The organism is Bradyrhizobium sp. SZCCHNR1093 (genome assembly GCF_032381175.1).
In the GTDB taxonomy this organism is placed as follows: Bacteria; Pseudomonadota; Alphaproteobacteria; order Rhizobiales; family Xanthobacteraceae; genus Bradyrhizobium.
The window spans coordinates 190,122-208,820 of the sequence record NZ_JAUHJJ010000006.1; the positions used below are offsets into that span (position 1 = coordinate 190,122).

Annotated in this window: 13 protein-coding genes; 9 read left to right on the forward strand and 4 right to left on the reverse strand. The window is 64.1% G+C overall.

Going from position 1 to position 18,699, the window contains the following annotated elements; genetic code table 11:
- Nucleotides 1-14 precede the first annotated feature (14 nt).
- Together QX070_RS20895 and QX070_RS20900 are read right to left on the reverse strand one after the other, a co-directional pair.
- Entirely contained in the window at nt 15-1,979 is a 1,965-nt protein-coding gene (locus QX070_RS20895; protein WP_315738913.1) for an acyltransferase family protein, read from the reverse strand.
- A 14-nt stretch (nt 1,980-1,993) separates the two neighbouring features.
- The gene (locus QX070_RS20900; RefSeq protein ID WP_315738914.1) at nt 1,994-4,096 is read right to left on the reverse strand and encodes a TIGR04372 family glycosyltransferase; all 2,103 of its coding nucleotides are present in this window, start codon (nt 4,094-4,096) and stop codon (nt 1,994-1,996) included.
- 473 nt (nt 4,097-4,569) lie between these two features.
- Between QX070_RS20900 and QX070_RS20905 the strand changes: the two genes are divergently transcribed.
- Entirely contained in the window at nt 4,570-6,780 is a 2,211-nt protein-coding gene (locus QX070_RS20905; RefSeq protein WP_315738915.1) for a TIGR04372 family glycosyltransferase, read from the forward strand.
- 86 nt (nt 6,781-6,866) lie between these two features.
- Here QX070_RS20905 and QX070_RS20910 read toward each other — a convergent pair whose 3' ends face one another.
- Both QX070_RS20910 and QX070_RS20915 read right to left on the reverse strand, forming a co-directional pair.
- Nucleotides 6,867-8,957: a TIGR04372 family glycosyltransferase gene (locus QX070_RS20910; protein WP_315738916.1), complete on the reverse strand. Its 2,091-nt coding sequence runs from the start codon at nt 8,955-8,957 to the stop codon at nt 6,867-6,869.
- Between the two features lie 149 nt (nt 8,958-9,106).
- Entirely contained in the window at nt 9,107-9,376 is a 270-nt protein-coding gene (locus QX070_RS20915) for a hypothetical protein (RefSeq protein WP_315739132.1), read from the reverse strand.
- 400 nt (nt 9,377-9,776) lie between these two features.
- Here QX070_RS20915 and QX070_RS20920 point away from each other — a divergent pair, with 400 nt between their 5' ends.
- The 8 genes from QX070_RS20920 to QX070_RS20955 all read left to right on the forward strand — a co-directional run bounded on the left by QX070_RS20920 (nt 9,777) and on the right by QX070_RS20955 (nt 18,575).
- Complete coding sequence (locus QX070_RS20920; RefSeq protein ID WP_315738917.1) at nt 9,777-10,982, forward strand: class I SAM-dependent methyltransferase; 1,206 nt, start codon at nt 9,777-9,779, stop codon at nt 10,980-10,982.
- Nucleotides 10,979-11,515: a WbuC family cupin fold metalloprotein gene (locus QX070_RS20925; protein ID WP_315738919.1), complete on the forward strand. Its 537-nt coding sequence runs from the start codon at nt 10,979-10,981 to the stop codon at nt 11,513-11,515. The genes QX070_RS20920 and QX070_RS20925 overlap by 4 nt, the downstream gene beginning before the upstream one ends.
- Nucleotides 11,512-12,252, forward strand: coding sequence for an SDR family oxidoreductase (locus tag QX070_RS20930; protein WP_315738920.1), 741 nt, complete (start codon nt 11,512-11,514; stop codon nt 12,250-12,252). The genes QX070_RS20925 and QX070_RS20930 overlap by 4 nt, the downstream gene beginning before the upstream one ends.
- A gap of 69 nt (nt 12,253-12,321) precedes the next feature.
- Nucleotides 12,322-13,587 (forward strand): class I SAM-dependent methyltransferase, encoded by a 1,266-nt coding sequence (locus QX070_RS20935; protein ID WP_315738921.1) that lies wholly within the window; start codon nt 12,322-12,324, stop codon nt 13,585-13,587.
- A 145-nt stretch (nt 13,588-13,732) separates the two neighbouring features.
- Complete coding sequence (locus QX070_RS20940; protein ID WP_315738922.1) at nt 13,733-14,575, forward strand: ABC transporter permease; 843 nt, start codon at nt 13,733-13,735, stop codon at nt 14,573-14,575.
- Between the two features lie 32 nt (nt 14,576-14,607).
- Nucleotides 14,608-15,357, forward strand: a complete 750-nt coding sequence (locus QX070_RS20945; protein ID WP_315738923.1) for an ABC transporter ATP-binding protein — start codon at nt 14,608-14,610, stop codon at nt 15,355-15,357.
- A 42-nt stretch (nt 15,358-15,399) separates the two neighbouring features.
- Complete coding sequence (locus tag QX070_RS20950) at nt 15,400-16,467, forward strand: glycosyltransferase family A protein (RefSeq protein WP_315738924.1); 1,068 nt, start codon at nt 15,400-15,402, stop codon at nt 16,465-16,467.
- Complete coding sequence (locus tag QX070_RS20955) at nt 16,464-18,575, forward strand: TIGR04372 family glycosyltransferase (RefSeq protein ID WP_315738926.1); 2,112 nt, start codon at nt 16,464-16,466, stop codon at nt 18,573-18,575. Before QX070_RS20950 ends, QX070_RS20955 begins: the two co-directional genes overlap by 4 nt.
- Nucleotides 18,576-18,699 lie beyond the last annotated feature (124 nt).

The window sequence follows — 18,699 nt, forward strand, 5'->3', positions numbered from 1 at the left end:
GGCGGACGACGCGGCTATTTGTCGAAGCCAGGCAACGCCTCCAGCGCCTGTCTGGCAATGAAGACGGAGCCGGGATAGGTCAAATGGCCGCTGTCATACGCGGTCAGGTCGGATCCGTCCGCGCCGATCCGGGCGAGACATCCGTCGTCGTTGCACATCATGCGGCGCGCCGAGATGTATTGAATGCCCACGCGCTGCGCGTGCGCCTCCAGGAACTCGTCGAGCGCCCGCGTCCAGTTGTCGTTGGAGCGGAACTTGGTGCGCTCCGGCAACAGCGAATGCGTCCGGAAATAATAGTCGAGCATGTTCGCGGGCAGGCTTTCGCCGAGCCAAGTCGCCGGCGGCCCGAGCAGTACGATCTTCGGAACATTGAGCTCCTTCAAGGCGGCAACCGTTCTATCCAGCCCATTGCGCAGGTCGTCCGGACCATAGCTCCAGGTCGAATAGAACAGGACCAGATCCGGCTTCAGCTCGGCGACCTTCTGGATGACGAAGTCGTTCGCGCCCTTGCAGAACCGCCGTTCCGGATGGACGAAACCGAGCAGCGGCGGACAGGCGGAGGCGGTGAATTCCGCGACCTCGAATCCCCGCTCGGCACCGAAATGAGCAAGTCCCGGATAGAGCGATGCCGCATAGGAGTCGCCCCAGACCAAAATGAGCGGATGGCGGCCGGTGCCCGCGCATTCCGGAGAGAATTCGGACGCGCTCTGATCCGGCTTCAGCAGGCATTTGTCGGCCCGCCAGAAGCGGGCAGTCTCGCTGCCGTCCAGCATGAAGCCGCGAAGCTCGGCGGGAATGCGCGCCGGCAGGCCATTGGTGCGGTCGGCGACCACGCCGACGATGCCCAGCGCGACCATGCCGCCGAGCAGTCCGCCGACCTTGAGCGGCACCAGGCGCCGGCCGAAGCGGATCGGCCGCTCGATGAGGCGGTAGGTGGCCCAGGCCAGCACCATGCTGGCCACGATGATCGCGACCATGACCCACACCGGCACCGCATCGATGAACTGGATGCGCGCATAGGCCATCAGCGGGTAGTGCCAGAGATAGAGCGGATAGCTGATCAGGCCGACGAAGACGGCCGGTGTCGACGACAGTACATAGCGATGCACCAGCGTGCCGCTGGTCGCGATCAAGGCGGCTGCGCCCAGCACGGGCAGCAACGTGTGAACGCCCGGATGCGGGGTGAGCCGACCGTAGCGCCAGAACGCGACCACGATCGCGAGCATCGCGGCCAGCGCGATGAGTTCGCGGACGAGCGGGACGCCGATCAGCGGCTGCGGACGAGCCTCCGCACTGCGGCCATTGACCCAGAGCGCGAGGGCCGAGCCGACCAGCAATTCCCAAGCCCGCGTCACCGGCAGATAGAACGCATAGTCGGGCGCGCGCGGCTGCACGATCAGGCACGCGACGAACGACGCCGCCGCCAGCGCGACCGTGATCGCCAGGCTCCTGCGCCGCCATGAGCCGATCAGCATCAGCAGCAGCGGCCAGACGATGTAGTATTGCTCCTCGATCGCCAGCGACCACAGATGCAGCAACGGCTTCTTCTCGGCGGCAAGATCGAAATAGCCGACCTGCCCGAGCAGGACGAAGTTCTGGATGAAGACGGCACCGCCGGCGATGTTGGTGCCGAGCGACTTCAGCTCGCGCGGCGGCAGCAGGAACCAGGCGATCAGGAAGGTGACCAGCACCACCGTGATCAGTGCCGGAAAGATGCGGCGGATCCGGCGAGCATAGAAATCGGCGATGCTGAACGTCTTCGACAGCATCTGCTTGTGGATGATTCCGGTGATCAGATAACCGGAAATGACGAAGAAGATGTCGACGCCGTAGAAGCCGCCGGGCACGGCTGAGGGAAACGCGTGGTAGAGGAGAACCGGCAGCACGGCCACGGCGCGCAGACCGTCGATCTCCTCGCGGTAGCCGAGCGGCGTGGCGCGGGCTTCTTCCAGGGACATGTTCGGTTGTGCAAAGTTCATCGGACCGGTTCGTTTCAGGAGCGATCGAGCAGCGACGCCGCATATTTGTCCAGGAAATAGCGGGACGGTCGCGAGTTGCCGAAGAATCCCTGGATGTTCACACATTTTTCCCAGGCATCGTCGACCGGCGGGATGACGGGCGGCGCCCCGGAGGACAGATCCAGCACCTCCCGGGTGGTCTCCAGGATCTCGTCGGCCGAGCTCTCGCCGACGGTGAGGCCGGCAGCCTTGACCGTCTCATAGGTCGGAAACGTCCAGCGCCAGGTCTCGGAGGTGACGTCGCTCAATGACAGCATGCGCCCCTCGCGCGTATGCACGGGCTTGAGCGAGAAGCGCGTATCCTTCGACCATAACAGGCCGACAGAGCTCAGGGCGTTCACCATTGCGGTCGGGATGCCGAAGCTGCTCGCGACATAGGCAAAGCCCGAGGTCGTGCCGATGAACATGCGGGCGCGGCGCATCAGGTGGATGTCCATCTCCGCCACCTGATCCTCGCTTCTCGCGTAGTCGACCACGCGCGGCATGTCCGGCAGCGGCGGCGCCTTGCGTCCGCCCATGCGGATCACCCAGCCGCCCTGCTGGGTGACGTAGCGGACGGTGTCGAGATAGTTGCCGATGGTGGCACTGCGGATCGACTCGCCCGTGCCGAGGGTCTCGCCGCGCGCTTCGGCGTCGCGCATGTGCAGGCAGACGAACCAATCGCCGGGTGCAAGCCCCCATTTCCGACGCAGCGCCTGGTACAGTACTTCGGTCCTGTCGTCCGCCTGCATGCGCGCGTCATAGATGTCGCGCAACGGAAACCCCTTGCCTTCGCGCTCCCACTGCTGGAGAGCCATCGCGCCTGCATCGTTCCAATACATCGTCCGGCCGTCCTCGAACTGGAAGGCCTGATGCGAGTCACCGAGGAAAGGCGTCAGGCTGGCGAGCTCGTACCAGACACCGGGAGAAACGTTCTCGCCCAGGGTGAGCGTCGGACAGATCTCGGAAAACAGGGAAAGGAAAGGCTTGTTGGCGATCCGATCCTTGTAGGCGAGCAGGACCGGCTGTCCTTTCCACCAGCCCATGCTCCGCATCATCAGGTGCACGTTCAGATGACCATTGTGACCGATCAGCGCGCTCCAATCGGGTGAGAGCAATCTGACATCGCCGAGCTCGGCACCGATCCCATCGAGCACACGCTTCAGCTCGGCAGACGGCTTCGGAAGATGACGGCGAAGGCGACGTTGCGTGTCCAGACCGCGTCTGTAAACGAGAGGGACCTTATCTCCTTCACCGTTGTGGTAAGTCCTGAGCAGGAGTTCGCGATAAGCATAGAACAAGTAGATGTCGAGACAGACCCCGCGATCAGGCAGATGCGCGGGGAGGCTTTCCCAGTACTGCCCGGACTCATCCAGCTCTCGAAGGACACCCGTCGAATCGACGAGACCGAGTTCCTGCATCAGGCGCGCGATCACCTCGCGGTCGCGGAAGAAATAAGGAATGAACTGCTCGGCCGGAACGTCCCTCGGAACGTGATCGAACTCGACACGCCCGCGAAAAGCCCGTTCTTCATATTGAAAGTTGCGATGCTCCAACATCAGCCGGACGAAGGTCCGCATCGCTGGCGACCGCTCGGCAGCCTGCTGCCAGTCAAGATAATGGATCTGCGTCAGCATATCCATCGAGTATCCGTCACCGACGACGCCTGTTCCGTGCAAGGCGAGCTCGGCAATCGGGTGCTCTCCATCCCACTTCAACCGGCGGAACAACGGCAGCGCTTCTTTCCGGTACCCGGCGAGTAGAAGATAGAATGCCACCTCGTTCGGGTAGCGCTCCCAAACAGGGCTGTTGAAGATCCAGGGCAAGTACCGGCCCAGAAAGGGACCGCAGAAAAAGACGAAGTGGCGGTCCAGGCCCGGATGCTGGAAGAAGTGGCGGAATTGTACCGTCAGCCAAAACCTCGCCCTGAACGGCAACACCGTGAATGCCAGATTGCGCAGAAAATGCCGACCCGGAAGCCGCGCGAGAAGGCGCAATAGAGGATAATGCCGTCCGAATGCACGTTCCGCGAGCGTCAGGTCGCGGACCGGAGAGCTGCCGACGGGCGGGCCCTCGGTCGAAATGGTGTCGAGCGGCAAACCGCACCTCCGGCGCAACCTCGGAAACAGCAGGCAACGATTACTGTGAAGGCCCCACCCGATCAACCCGAATCCGGCGGAAGGAGCCGCCGCGCCCGCCTTCGAGATCCGCCTTCGGGGACATAAGCCGCACGTTGTGCCTAGTGATGCCTGCATCGGAGACAGCGTGAATTCGCCTCCCTCGCTTGTGGCGAGACCGTCAGAATTGCGGCGCGCCCGGCTTCAATCGGGCGAAGCACTGCCGCCGGACTTGCCGACGCCCCAGGGGCCCCGGACCCGCTCTCGCGAGCCCAACAGCCATCCGAACGGCCCGTCGGAGAGCTGCCATCGTCGTTGGCAGCGGTCCGTTCAAGTCCCCCTCTCCTGACAGGCGGCGAGCGCTTGGACTGGCGGCCAACCGACTCGCGCTCTATGCTCCTGCCACGCCTGCGCGCAATCCCTGTCTGGTCTGGAAAGCTGGCAGGCCCGTTTCAATGCCGGGCGGTTGGGCTGCAGAAGCAGTGCGCCGGAGAAACCTTCGATATCGTCATGGGGCCTTGGAAATGTTCTTCGAGTCCGTTCACTCAGATCCAGCCGGGCATCCCGCGCCACGTCAACGCAGTCGGGTACAAGCGTTGAAGTCGAACCTCGCCGGACGTGCCGCGAGAGCGATCGGCTGGCTTCTGAATGCAGCCGGCCAGGAACGGGCGGAATCTTTGAAGGACCTGATCTTCGCCCTGTTGACCTTCAAACAGGCCTTCATGGTGGCGCTCGTCTTCCACCGCTATGCACACCGGAACGAGTTTGACCGGCAGTTTCGCTATTTCTGCGGTCCCGACATCGAAAAGGAGATGCAATGGGTGCTCGCCCGCGGCCACTCGGGTCAGTACTGCAACGAGCTGATTCTCTTCCTTCTCATGTGCGAGAAGGAGAAGCGCGTTCTGGAGCTGTTTCCCAGAATCGACTGGGACCGGGTCGATGACGAGTTCATGGAGGCGATCGGCAAGCTGACGAAAAAGCTGACGTCCGGCTACTTCATGGAGCTGCTGGCGCAGGCCCACACCATCAATTGGACCGCACTTCGTCCGCAAGACCTGCGCCGGTTTGCCGAGCTGATCAAGATCATGCTGGAGCACCGGAACTTTCGTTTCGAGCAGACGTCCTTCGAAGGACGGCAATATGATGCGCGCCGAGACGGCGACCCCGAGCTGTTCGAAGCCCCGCTCGACCGCTACGTTCCCAACTTCTTCTGCGACAAGGAGCTGATCGAGACCCTCGTCACTCAGCTCGGTCTCCCCCGGCACGACGATATCCTCGCCGCACGCGAGGACCGCGGCCAATACTGGGAGCGCTTTCCCGCCGACCATCCGCAGCGCAAGGTGTTGTCGGAGATCAACCTGTTCTACGCCTATCGCCACCTTCTGCTGACGACATATCACAGCGGCGAGGGCTTCCATGTCCCGCAGGTCTACACCAAGCTGACGGAGACACAGAAGCGGTTGCGCCGTCATCTTCCCGCGCCAAGCCCCGAGCTCAAGGCCCTTCTCAAGAAGCTCGACACCGATCTGTCGGACGTCAGGCTGCTCTCTCCGGACTGGAGCGCGTTGATCGGGCATAACGGCCATCTCAACGTTCATCTGATGATGCGCGAGATGGAGTGGTGGCAGGGCCAGCCGCTGCTCCTGGCCTACAAGGACCGGATCGCCAACAAGCCGTTCCTGTCGCTGTTCTCCGAGATCTGTCCGACGCTCACCTTGGGCGAGAACGTCAGCGCCGGACTATGGCACGAACTCGCCAGCCTCACCCCGTTCATCGGGGATTCCCACCAGGCATTCCGCTTCGAGGACGGACGCGCGGTGTACTGGAACGATGCGGGCTCACTCGCGCTCAAGCAATGGGAAAGCCGGCAACGAAGCTTTCCGCTGCGCGACATCTACGACCGCCGACTGCTTGCCGACAACCGCGTCGAGCAGACGTACCAGGACTACCGGCGCAGGTGGGGCATGGCAGACGGCGACTGGTTCGTCTGCCTGCACGTGCGCGACGCCCAGACCCGGAATGATACCGAAGGCGTCGGTGAATCCATCCGCAACGCGTCGCTCGCGAGCTATCTCGATGCGGTCCGCCACATCACCGAATGCGGCGGATGGGTTGTCCGGATGGGCGGTCGCAAGGTGCCGCCGTTCCCGCAAATGGAACGGGTGGTGGACTATGCCCGCAGCGACGATGCGTTTCCAGAGATGGACATTCACTTGATGCGCCGTGCCCGCATGTTCATCGGCACGACCTCCGGCTTTGCCTATGTGGCAAGCAGCTTCGGCATCCCCACCGCGATGGTGAATGCATTGAGCTCGATCGGCCTGCTGTGGTCGACGGACACCCGCTTTGCGCTCAAGCCCGTGCACAGGGCGGACGGCCAGATGCTTTCGCTGAGCGAATGGACCTCAGAAGAGTATCGCTGGGCTTACCCGACCCATGAATCCATGGCGCGTGCCAAACTCGTCGTGAGCGAGAGCAGCTCCGACGAAATCCTGGAAGCCGTGCGCGAGGTGCTCGAAATTTCCGATCCCCGGCGGAAAGGACCCGCCCCCGGCGTGGACGGCAAATGGGAGCGTCACGTCCAGGTGCCGGGCTTCTTCGGCAGTTCACGGCCGAGCCGGTATTTCCTCGAGAAATACGCTCAGGACCTGCTGAGAGAACCGTGAGGACAGCGCAACGCATCGAGCGATGCCGCCTGGGCCAGGCGCGCACCTGAGGACGTCGGCCGCGAATAGTTGGGCGTGCTGTCGGACTAGCGTTGTCGTGCCATGGCGGCCTCGGGGAGGCTCTTCCGCAGCGGAGCCGGTCCAGGCACCAAGAATGCACTTTCGTACTTCGCGAGATAGTGGGCACTGATCGTGCCGCCGCCGTAATAGTGAGGCAGCAGAAGCTGCTCCCTCCAGAGCGACAGGAGTTGCTGCGAGGCGGTGTTGGCCGCGTGCCCGCAAGCGAGATCGACGACCTCTTCGACGACCGCGAGGATTTCGTCTGACGTGTTGTTCAACGGCTGCGCTCCGTTGCGGTTGAGAACGCAGGCGTCGAACAAGCGCCAGCGCCAGGGGGGCGAGGTGAGCTGAGTCTGGGTCAGCATCCTTCCGTCGGCGAGACGCACCGGCTTCAGCGCAAACCGAACAGCGCTGTTCCACAATTGCGGATCCGTGGTGATGCAATTCACGAGGGCACTTGGAATGCCGAAGCTGATCGCTACATTCGTCAATCCTGAAGTCGTGCCAATGAAGGCTTTGGCATTCCGGATGAGGCAGATGTCCATCAGTTCGGATCTGAACTTGCTCTGAGCATAATCGATTGCACGGTCGAGCGGCGGAAGTCCGGGTGAATTTGGACCACCGAGCTTGATCACCCAGCCGCCCCTGCGGGTGACCGCGTGGATCGCATCGAGGTAGGTCTCGATCGGCGCATTGCGATGGGTCTGGCCGGTGCCGTCGACCTCGGAATAATGGGAACCGTCGCGGGTGTGCAGGCACACGTACCAGTCGTCCGGCTTCATGCCCCAGGATTCGCGCATCCGCCGATAGTCGTCCTGCAATTTCGGCGCCGCCTCGTAGATGCGGTCATACTCGTCGCGCAAGGGATGCCCGCGGCCATCCCGCTCCCACTGCAGGATGGCAAGCGCCCCGGCTTCCTGCCACGGCACCACGTCGCCGTTCGGCAGTCGAAACACATTGAAGTTCATGCCGTACCAACGCTGCAGCGACAGCAGCTCTTCGCCGAGCGCGTGAGAGATGGTTTCCCCGATCACGACGATATCGGCGAACCTTTCGAACAGCCGAAGAAACGCCCTGTTCGCCACGCAGTTCGGTCGCACGACGATCAGCGGTCTTCCCGACCACCACCCCAGGTCGCGCATTCGGAACAGGATGTCCAGCATCCCGAGGTGACCGATCTGGGTCGTCCATTCCTCGGGAAGGACCCGCAATTGCTCCAGTGGAATTCCCAACCTGCGCAACAGGTGGCTGGCCTCCGCTGATACGGCCGGCGCCGCCTTGCCGAGCAGCTCCGACTGCGCCGCAAGCGCTCTCGTGAACAGACCGATGCCGACGTCGCCAGAGCCGACATGAGTCACGCGCTGACCGGTGAAGTTGCACAGATCGAACAGCCTGCCCGCGGAGCCGCAGGTGAAATCGAGGGGGTTGGGATGATAGTTCCGCGCCGGCCGCGACGCCATGTTCTGGTGAGGACGCATGTAGTCGGGAATGCCACGGCATGCGTCCGACATGCATTCGACGGCGCGGGCCTCGTTGCCCACCATGATCTCAAGCATGCCCTTGAGAAAGGCGAGATGTATCTCCGATTCCGACCTTGCCCTCAGATCCAGCTGGGAGGCCAGCCGATAGGCCTTGTCGAACTCCCCGAGCTCGAAGAGCGCGCGAATCATCATGTTCGCCAGTTCCGGCGAGCGGGCTGCGAGTTGATCCTGGAGGACCAGATCATAGGCTTCCCAATCGGCCCCGATCCGAAGCAGCAGTTCCGCTGACAGCATTGGAAAGCACCGTCCGAGCAATCCCGAAAGCCGCAGGTCCGGATCCTTCGCCAGCAGAGACGCGCAGTAGACCTGATAGGCTCTTTGCAGCAGGCGGCGATCGCGAAGGTCTCCGATCTCGAAGAAGGCGAGGATCAGGAAGGCCAGCCGCGGCGGCAGCAGGCGCAGCAGCTTGGCAGTCCCGACGATCAGGATGCGCGCCCATCGCTGCGGCCCCAGCAGAGACTGCTCTCCCCAACGGGCCGATTCGGCTGGCAGAGTCTCCAGTGCGTTGAACAGCTCAAGGAATCCGCGTCTGCGCACTGGGCTCTGCAGAACTAGCGGCTCCTTGAAGCGCTGCATCGGCTACCCCAAATCCGTCTTCGGCTCACGGCCAGGCCCCCGTTCTCGAACATCCAGACCGCCCTGCGGCAGACCAGGAGAAGGCTATGCCGTTTGTCGCCTGTCTCGAATTGGCTGTCGGCAATACACGCCGCATGCCTGTCGGGCTGTCAAGCCAACCCGCGACCAATGAGCGTGATGATCCCGTGAACCCACTCGGTGATCGGCAACAGCCCTGCCCTGTCGATAATCAGCAGAATTGTCGACCACAGAGCCAGCCGCTCGAGCACGAGCCGGCCGATCCCCAGCAAGATGAAGACGAAAGCCACAAATCCCGCAAGCAAGGCGCTGAGGAACCCTGCGCCGACTGCAAGAAGAACACAGAAGAGGACCGTGCTCACGCAGACGGTGCGCAAGATCGATCTTAAAACGAAAACCATATCCTTCACGCCGGCGCCCCCTCTTACCAACGTTAGATCTCATGCGGCGGAACAATAGCCGCCAAAGCCCCTGGTCATCATGTGTAGCATCTTCGCTGGAAGACTGCCCAGTCGCACAATCCCCGCTACTGTAGAACAAATATCTACTGGCGTTCTTGACACTGATTCGTCGGTTGAACCGAGAAGGAGTGATGCGAGCGCTCAAAGAGCAATAGTAACGCGAAACATCACAAATGACGCGAGTTCCAGGGTCTGTGCCAAGCCGAACATTTTACGTTGTCATGTTCCCGATTACACTGCTATGGAGGTTGCCTCCAGATGGCAACATCCATAGCAGCCGGCGCGCTGGACGCAGCGGCGAGCCTGAGCGTGTCCATTGATCGAGCGATCCAGCCGAGCCATGTCCACCGGACCACGATCCGGCTGCCGATTGTGCGGTCAGCCGATCTCCACGCAGGCGCTCCCGCTTGGTGAGCTCCCGGTCTGCAACCGGTTCGCGCGTGAGAACCATGTCCAGCTTCGGATAACCCTCGACATCGTCGCGTGCGACACGTGTCAGCTCGTCCAGTTCCGCGAGCCTCCACCGCCAGACGTGCTTGTTCCCGAGGTGCCATGGATCCGCTACCGGGAGCCGGAAGGCCATCTCGACGCCCTGGTCGGAGAACTGCTGTCGTTGAAGCCGCGGGCCTGCACCGCCCTCGGCACCGGTCCGTTCGAGGGGCCTCTGCTGGGCAGGTTGCAGGCCCGCGGGCTCACCGCGAGCGCCCTTGCGCTCGGTGTCGACGGCGCTCCGGGGCGCTATCCCTATCTGGAAACCTGGCAGGCCACCCTCCGTGCCGAACGGCTGGCTGCAGAAGCGGCGCAGCTTGGCACTTTCGACATTGTATCGTGCCGCTACATCCTCGAGCACACGCCGGAGCCGGTGCAGGCGCTGCAAGCACTCAAGGTTCTGCTAAATCCCGATGGCCTGCTGCTGATCGAGGTCCCCGACAGCAGCAAGTTCCTCGCGGCGCGCGACTACTGCTTCCTGTGGGAGGAGCACAGCTGCTACTTCGTCGAGGACACGCTGCGGCGTCTGGCTGAGGTGAGCGGCTATCGCGTTCTGGCCCTGCTTCGCTATCCGGGCGCCCTGGAAGATGCCCTGGTCGCCGTCCTCACCCCGGCCGATAGTCCCGCCCCGCCGGTCGCGCCTCGCGGACCTTCCAGCCTGTTCCAGGCCTATCGTGACAATTTCGCCGCCACCCGCGCGCAACTGCGCAGCAAGCTGATGGCCCTGGCCGGTCCCGACCGCGACCGGATCGCGCTGTTCGGCATCGGCCATCACGCCATCATGTTCGTCAACGCCTTCGGCCTGGCCGACCTGATCGCGGTGGCCGTCGACGATGACGCCGACAAGGCGGGCTTTTTCCCCCCCGGCCTCCATACGCCTGTGGTAGGCTCGCAACGATTGCTGGATGACGAACGGATCAGGCTGTGCCTGTTCGCCGTGGCCCCCCATATCGAGGGCAAGGTGCGTGAAAAGCTTGCTCCGCTTGCCGCCAGGGGCGTGGAATTCCGCTCGATCTACGCCGCGCTCGACAATTCGATCATGAGGGATCACGCATGACGCTCGTCCAGAAATCCCCCGAGGTGTTCCTCGCCGAGGGCCCGATTGCGGCGGTCGGGCAGTCCGAGATCAGCACCCTGAAGGCCGCGGTGAAGGCCAGCCCGAAGCGGCGGGCCCGGATCAACGCCCATCCGGACGGCGATGACACCCTGCATGAAATGATCATCGCGATCGATTCCAGCTCCTACATCCGGCCGCACAAGCACCCGGGCAAGAGCGAAGCGTTCCACATCATCGAGGGCGAGGTCGATATCGTGGTGTTCGACGACGACGGCCGGATCGAGCGCGTGGTCGAATTGGGGCCGCCGGGCGGAGCGCGGCCGTTCTACTACCGGATGTCGAACGCGTTCTTCCATACGTTGATCATCCGCAGCGACCTGCTGATCGTGCACGAGATCACCAACGGCCCGTTCCGCCCCGGCGCCAGCGTGTTCGCCGACTTCGCGCCAGAGGACAGCGACACCGCCGGGGCCGAGGCCTATCAGGCCGATCTCGTCCGGCGTGTCGCCGCACGGCAGGACGCCGCCGCATGACCAGCCATGCCGTCGTGGTCGGCGGCACCCGCGGCCTCGGCCGCGTGGTCGTCGAACGCTTCCTGGCGCGCGGTTGCGCCGTCAGCGTCGTGTCGCGGCAGCGCCCGGCCGATTTTCCCGATCAGCCCGGCTTGAAGCATTTTTCCGCCGATCTCGAGCGCAGCGAGAGCTTTGCCGGGCTCTGGGGTGAGATCGCCGAGGCCAGCGGCCCGGTCCGCTACCTCGTCCTGAGCCAGCGCTTTCGCGGCCAGGGCGATCCCTGGGCCGGGGAAATCCAGGTCGGCCTGACCGCCTCGCGCGACCTGATCGAGGGCTTTTCCGGCCATTTCGCTGATGATGGCGATCGCGCCATCGGCGTGGTCAGCTCGGTCTATGCCGAATTCGTCGGCAGTTCGCAGCCGGTCGGCTACCACGTCGTGAAGGGCGGCCTCAATGCGATGGTCCGGCATTACGCCGCGACGCTCGGCCGGCGCGGCATCCGCGTGAACGCGATCATGCCGCTGACCTATCTGAAGCGCGAATCGCGCATCTTTTACGAGCAGAACGAGAAGCTGATGGAGACCTACCGGAAGCTGGTCCCGCTGGGCCGGCTCGGGACGGCCGAGGAATGCGCCGACTCCCTCGACTTCCTCTGCAGCCCGCGCGCTTCGTTCATCAACGGGCAGAGCCTGTTCCTGGATGGCGGAGTGTCCACAGTCTGGCAAGAAGAGGTCGCCAAGAGCTTCGCGGGCCTGTAAAAGCCGCCGCAAACTCCTCTCCGGCCGACCATCCCGCCTGCGGGATCGCCAACCCAGGATCGACACCTCATGCAGCACGTCAAGCACAAGACCGATTGCCGCCTGTGCGGCTCGACCTCGCTCGATCACGTGCTGCCGATCAGGCCTTCGGCGATCGGCGACGCGTTCGTGACGGCGGACCGGCTGAGCGAGACCCAGGACCTCTACCCGCTCGACTGCTATCTCTGCCTCGACTGCGGCCATCTGCAGAATCTCGACGTCGTCGATCCCGACATCCTGTTTCGCGACTACACCTACCGCACCTCGGTCTCGCTCGGCCTCGTCGAGCACTTCAAGCGCTATACGCAATCGGTGGTGTCCTCGCTCGCCATACCCAAGGGCAGCCTGGTCGCCGAGATGGGCAGCAATGACGGCTCGCTGCTCAAGGCGTTCAAGAACGAGGGCATGCGCGTGCAGGGCATCGACCCCGCCCGCGACATCGCGGCGACCGCCACCAAGGAAGGCGTGCCGACGATCCCGGATTTCTTCACCAGCGCGCTGGCGGCCCGCATCAAGTCGGAGCAGGGCGAAGCCAAGCTGTTCTGCGCCAACAACGTGTTTGCGCATATCGACAACATGTCCGACGTCGTGAAGGGCATCCGCCTCTTGCTCGCCGACGACGGCGCCTTCGTTTTCGAGGTCTCCTACATCGTCGACATGATCGACAACATGGTGTTCGACACCATCTACCACGAGCACGTCTCGCATCACGCGCTGATCCCGCTCGAGACCTTCCTGAACCGGCACGACATGACGCTGTTCCATGTCGAGAGGACAGGCACCAAGGGCGGCTCGATCCGGGCCTTTGCGCAGCCGAAATCGACCGGCAAGCGGCCGCGCTCGGCGGAGCTGTCGAAACTGATCGCCGAGGAGGAGCGGCGCGGCGTCACCAAGCCGCAGATCTACCGGGACTGGTTCGTCGCCATCGAAAACTGCAAGCGCAGGGTGCTCGCCACCCTCGACGAGGCCATCGCCGCGGGCAAGCTGGTCGCGGCCTACGGCGCCTCGACCACCACCACCACCCTGCTCTACCATTTCGAGCTGGAAAGCCGGATCAAGTTCATCGTCGACGACAACCAGCTCAAGCACGGCCGCTTCAGCCCGGGCGCCCACATCCCGGTGCTGCCCTCCAGCGAGCTCGCGACGCGAAAGCCCGACATCGTCGTCATCCTCGCCTGGATCTATGCGGACCCGATCCTGAAGCGCAACCAAGCCTACCTGGACGCAGGCGGCCGATTCCTGGTGCCGTTGCCGGAGCCGCGGATCGTCGGCGCCGCGGGCTCGGTGGCGATCTGAGCCGCGGCGGCGGCCTGAGCTGACCGGTTGACAGTGCCCTCGTAACATGGTCCAGCAAGCCCCGGCGATTGGCCGCCGGCGTGGCGGGGGTCCAACCGCATTCGGCTGGTAAGACAAACACTTACGGCTCACGCGAGGTACAAGGATGACCACCCTGACCGATGGACAGGTCGAGCGGTTCGTGGTTGCGGATCGGCGTCGCATCTCCTGGGCGCGCTGCCGCGAGGACATCGCACCTTTCATCACCCGTCACGTCACCTGGCGCGCGCTCGCTGCCGGTGACATCCGATCGAAATACCGCCGTACCATGCTGGGCCCGTGGTGGATCACGGCCACCAACGCGATCACCGCCCTGATCATGGGCACGGTGGCCGGCCGCTTCCTCGGCGCCGACATGAAGACCTACCTGCCCCACTTCATGGTCAGCATGACCATCTGGAGCTTCATCTCGTCCTCGCTCAGCGAAGCCTGTTACACGATGATCAATGCAGGCGGCATGATCAAGGCCGTCGACATGCCGATTCTGATCCATGTCATGCGTATGGTTCAGCGCAATCTGATCATCTTCCTGCACAACATCGCGGTGATCCCGTTCATCTGGCTCGTCTATCCATGGTCGATCGGATTCGGAATGGTCCTGGCCATCCTCGGCCTGATGATCGTCTACGTCTTCGTCGTCAGCGCCTCGGTGATCGTCTCAATGATCTGCGTGCGCTATCGCGACGTGCCGCCGGTCATGGCGGCGGTGCTGCAGCTCTTGTTCTTCGTCTCTCCGATCATCTGGGAACCGTCGAGCATCCGCGGCGGCGAGTTCATCGTCACGCTCAATCCGATCGCCTATCTGTTGGCGGTCACGCGCGGTCCGCTGATGGGCGACGTTCCCGGCCTTGCGACCTGGGCCGGTGCCATTGGATCGGTCGCGGTCCTGACCGCCGCCATGATCTATATCTACACGCGCTATCGGTCGCGCGTCGTGTATTGGGCCTGATATCATGGCCAGGAGCTCTGGATCCGCCTCGAATGACTCTCATTGAAGCCAAGCAAATCGGTATCGAATTTCCGGTCGCGCCGCCGAACGCACGATCATTCCGGCATCTGGCCATCAAGGCGGCCTCACGCGTCGGCGGCCGGGTCTCGAAGAGCGACGGCTCGTTCCAGTTCGTCCAGGCGCTCGACGACATCAGCTTCACCCTGAAGCAGGGCGACCGGCTCGGCCTGATCGGCCACAACGGCGCCGGCAAGACCACGCTGATCCGCGTGCTCGCCGGCATCTACGAGCCCACGCGCGGCTCGTTGCGGGTCGTCGGACGGAACGTTCCGATGTTCGACATCGGTCTCGGCATGGACGAAGAGGCGTCGGGGTATGAGAACATCAGGACGCGCGGCCTGATCCTGGGGCTCTCGCCCGAGGAAATCGAGCAGCGCGTGCCGGAGATCGCCGAATTCGCCGAGCTCGGCGATTATCTGGAGCTGCCGATCCGGACCTATTCCTCAGGCATGCTGCTGCGTCTGGTGTTCTCGATCGCAGCCTCGATTCACGGCGACATCATCCTGATGGACGAGTGGATCGCGGTCGGTGACGCGCAGTTCCGCAAGAAGACCCACGGCCGGCTGCAGGACATCACGATGCGCTCGGGAATCGTCGTGCTCGCCACCCATGATCATGGCCTGCTGCGCGACACCTGCAATCTCGGGCTCTATCTCGATGGCGGCCGCGTGCGGGCCTTCGGCGCCCTGGACGACGTTCTCAAAGAGCTGCCCAAGGTTTGAGCGGCCGGGCTCGACAGCATGCGGCAGGAAGCTCGCTGAACCATGACCACGACGACCGCCCGCGCCGCCTCCCCGACCGTCACGCTGGTCGTCCCGAACTTCAACCACGCCCACTACCTGCCCGAGTCGCTCGGCAGCATCGCGAACCAAACCCGAGCCCCAGACCGCGTCATCATCATCGACGACTGCTCGACGGATGACAGCATCGCGGTCATTTCACGCTTCGTAGCGGACCGGCCGAGCTGGCGGCTGATCCGCCACGACGCCAACCAGGGCGTCGTGCGCGGCCAGAACGAGGCGCTGGCGATCGCGGACACCGAATGGATCGGATTTCTCGGCGCCGACGATGCGCTGCATCCGGCCTATCTCGAAAAGGCGATGGCGCAGGCGGCCAACCATCCCGAAGCCGGCCTGGTCTTCGCCTGCTGCGAGATCATCGGCCCTCAGGGGCCGTCCGCAAGACGGATGCTGCGGCCGATGATGCTGCCCGCGTCGTCATCGGCGATGCTGGCGCCCGCGGACGTCCGCCGAATCCTGCGGCAGGGCGACAACTACTTCTCCGGCACGACCTCGCTCTATCGCCGCACGGCCTTGCAGGCGCTCGGCGGGTTCGACGTCAAGCTCGGCTCGTTCTCCGATGCCTTTCTCGCCCGGCGGCTGGCCTTGACCTATGGCTGCTACTTCGTCGCCGAGGCGCTCGGCTACTGGCGCATCCACGGCCAGAACTATTCGACGGCGACGGCAACCGATCCGGCCTCGCTCGACGCCAAGCTCGCGGAGATCGGCGCGCTGATTGCGCAAAGCAGGCTGTTCCCAATGGGCTATGAGGATGTGTTCGCCCGGCGCAATCGCTTCGGCGCAGCGCGGATGGTACTGGGCGGCGATACGGCAGCGTCGGCCAAGGCAGCGCGCGTATCCGCCTTGCTCGACGGCAATGCGCTCGATACGCACCTGCTTGGGCTGATGTTGAGCCTCGGCTCAAGCGGCCGCCTGGCTGCGCTGGCCTGGATCACCTTGCGGACGCGGCCGATGTCGCTGTCTCGCCTGCTCGCCCAGACCGCCACACGACGGGCGATCTTGTCCGCTACGCCCGGCTATCGCGCGTCATGACGGTCCGCGCCCCCCTCGGCTCTCTCCGGCATCGCCTCGGCGCGCGGAAGGCGATGGCGGCGCCAATGCGCGCCATGCCAACGGAGCAACCATCGCCGCAGGCGCCGCGAAGCCGCTGGTCGCCGCGGACGTGGTTGACGGCATCGGCGTTCCGTCTCTATGCGTTCCTGAGCGCGCGGCGCCGGCAATTGCTGCCGCTGACCACCCGCGCCGCCGACATCGTCGACAGCAGGCTGGTCGTTGCGCCGGCCGGCGCGAGATTGCTGCGGCTGATGAACAAGCAGCTCGAACGAGGCACGTTCATCGGCCCGGTTCTGGCGCTGACGACCTCGACCACGCTGGCCGCGGCGGCGCAGGTTCATCTCGCCGCGAGCCGCAAGCTGAGCGCGCTGCGTGCCGTGCGGATCTTGAACCTGATCTTCCGCAGCAACGTGCGCGCGCGGGCCGGTGTGGGCGCGCAGGCCTATTTCACCACCCTGGCGCTGTGCAGCGCCTATGACCGGATCGTGCGTGAGGTGCCACGGCCCGAGACGATCGACAGCTTCGCCATCAATTTCGCGGTCGGCGTCGCTCACATGTATCGCGGCAATCTTCCGGTCGCGGCGCATTTCCTGACAGCGGCTGCGGCTTCGGGCGACGGCAACGCGTTGCGCAAGCTCGGTGCGGTCCATGCCCTGGCGGGCGACCACGTCCAGGCCGCCGCGTGCTTCGAGGCGTCGGTCGCACGCGATCCTCGCTCGGTGATGGCGCACCAGAACTATGCCGGCGGCTATGATCCATCGACCTACACGCCGAGCGCCTGGGAGCTGGAGCATGCCGGCGAGCTCCTGATCTACGACAATCTGATCCAGCTCGGCGAGAACTTCTATCACCAGGGCCGTTACGAGGACACGTTCCGCTGCTATCAGGCCGCGCTCGACCATCAGGACGCCTTGGCGGCCAAATGGTCGATTCCCGACGCGCTGATCCAGCGCATCGCCTCCACCAGCAACATCTTCGATCCCGCGCTTCCGGTCCGGCTGCTCGGCTACGAATGGGTGACGCTGATCGGCCACATCGGTTTCATCGACTGCCATTTGCGCATGGCCGCGCTCGGCATGCTGCCGCGCGCCAACTACGTGCTGCTTGCCCCGCCAAGCAAGGTCGTCAACCAGCCTTTCCTCAGGCTGTTCGCGCCGCATGTCACGATCGTCGAAGACCCCGCTCTCGTCGACGATCTGCTGCCGTATCAGCGTTTGGTCGGCGACCAGTTCATCGCCGTCCGGGGCAAGGACGGCCTGGCCGAGCCATGGGCCCACGCGGCGTCGCGTGCGCAGGTCGCCTGGGCCGAACAGCAGCGCCGGCCGATCGTGAAGGTCCCATCGGAGCTGATGGAAACCGGGGCTGCCAGGCTGCGCGCCGCGGGTGTCACCGCCGACTGGTTCGTCGCGATGCACATCCGCGAGGGCGGCTATCACGGCGACGGGCCCGGCACCACGCGGCAGCATCGCTCCGCCAATGTCGGCGACTACCTCGATGCCATCGCCGCGATCACCGCACGCGGCGGCGCCGTGGTCAGGCTCGGCGATCGCAGCATGACGCCGCTGCGCGGCATGGCCGGCGTGTTCGACTACGCGCACAGCGACATCAAATCGGCGGAGATGGACCTCTATCTCTGCGCCGCCGCTCGTCTGTTCGTCGGCACGACATCGGGCCTGACCACGGCCGTGCAGGCACTGGGAACGCCGATGCTGCTGGTCAACTGCATCTCCAACGACTGCCAGTTCTGGCATGAGCACACCGACTTCACCGTGCGCCCGGTCTACGACCGCCGTACGCGGCGCTATCTGTCGCTACGTGAGACCTATCGTCAGCCCTTGCAGGCGCTGCTGATCGACACAGCCGTGCTGGCGCGTCACGGTCTCGATATCCATCCGAATACCGCGCAGGACATCGCCGCAGCGGTTCGCTACAAGCTCGACTGCCTGGACGAACCAGGCCGGTCGTTGCGCGCAGGAGGGCCCCTGCTCGATCGCTATCGCGCCGCACTCAGCGGCAATCCCTATAACTTTGGTGCTGCATTACCAGTGCCGGATTTTCTCGATCGGCTTCCGGAATTGCTGGGATGAACGCGCGACCGAAGCCCGTTCGATCGACGCCCACATCAGTCGCCACCCGTCGTTTTCCGCGCTCTCGCAACGCCCATTAACCTTCGGGCAAGACGATCGGCCTGATAGGTAACGTCGGCACGGT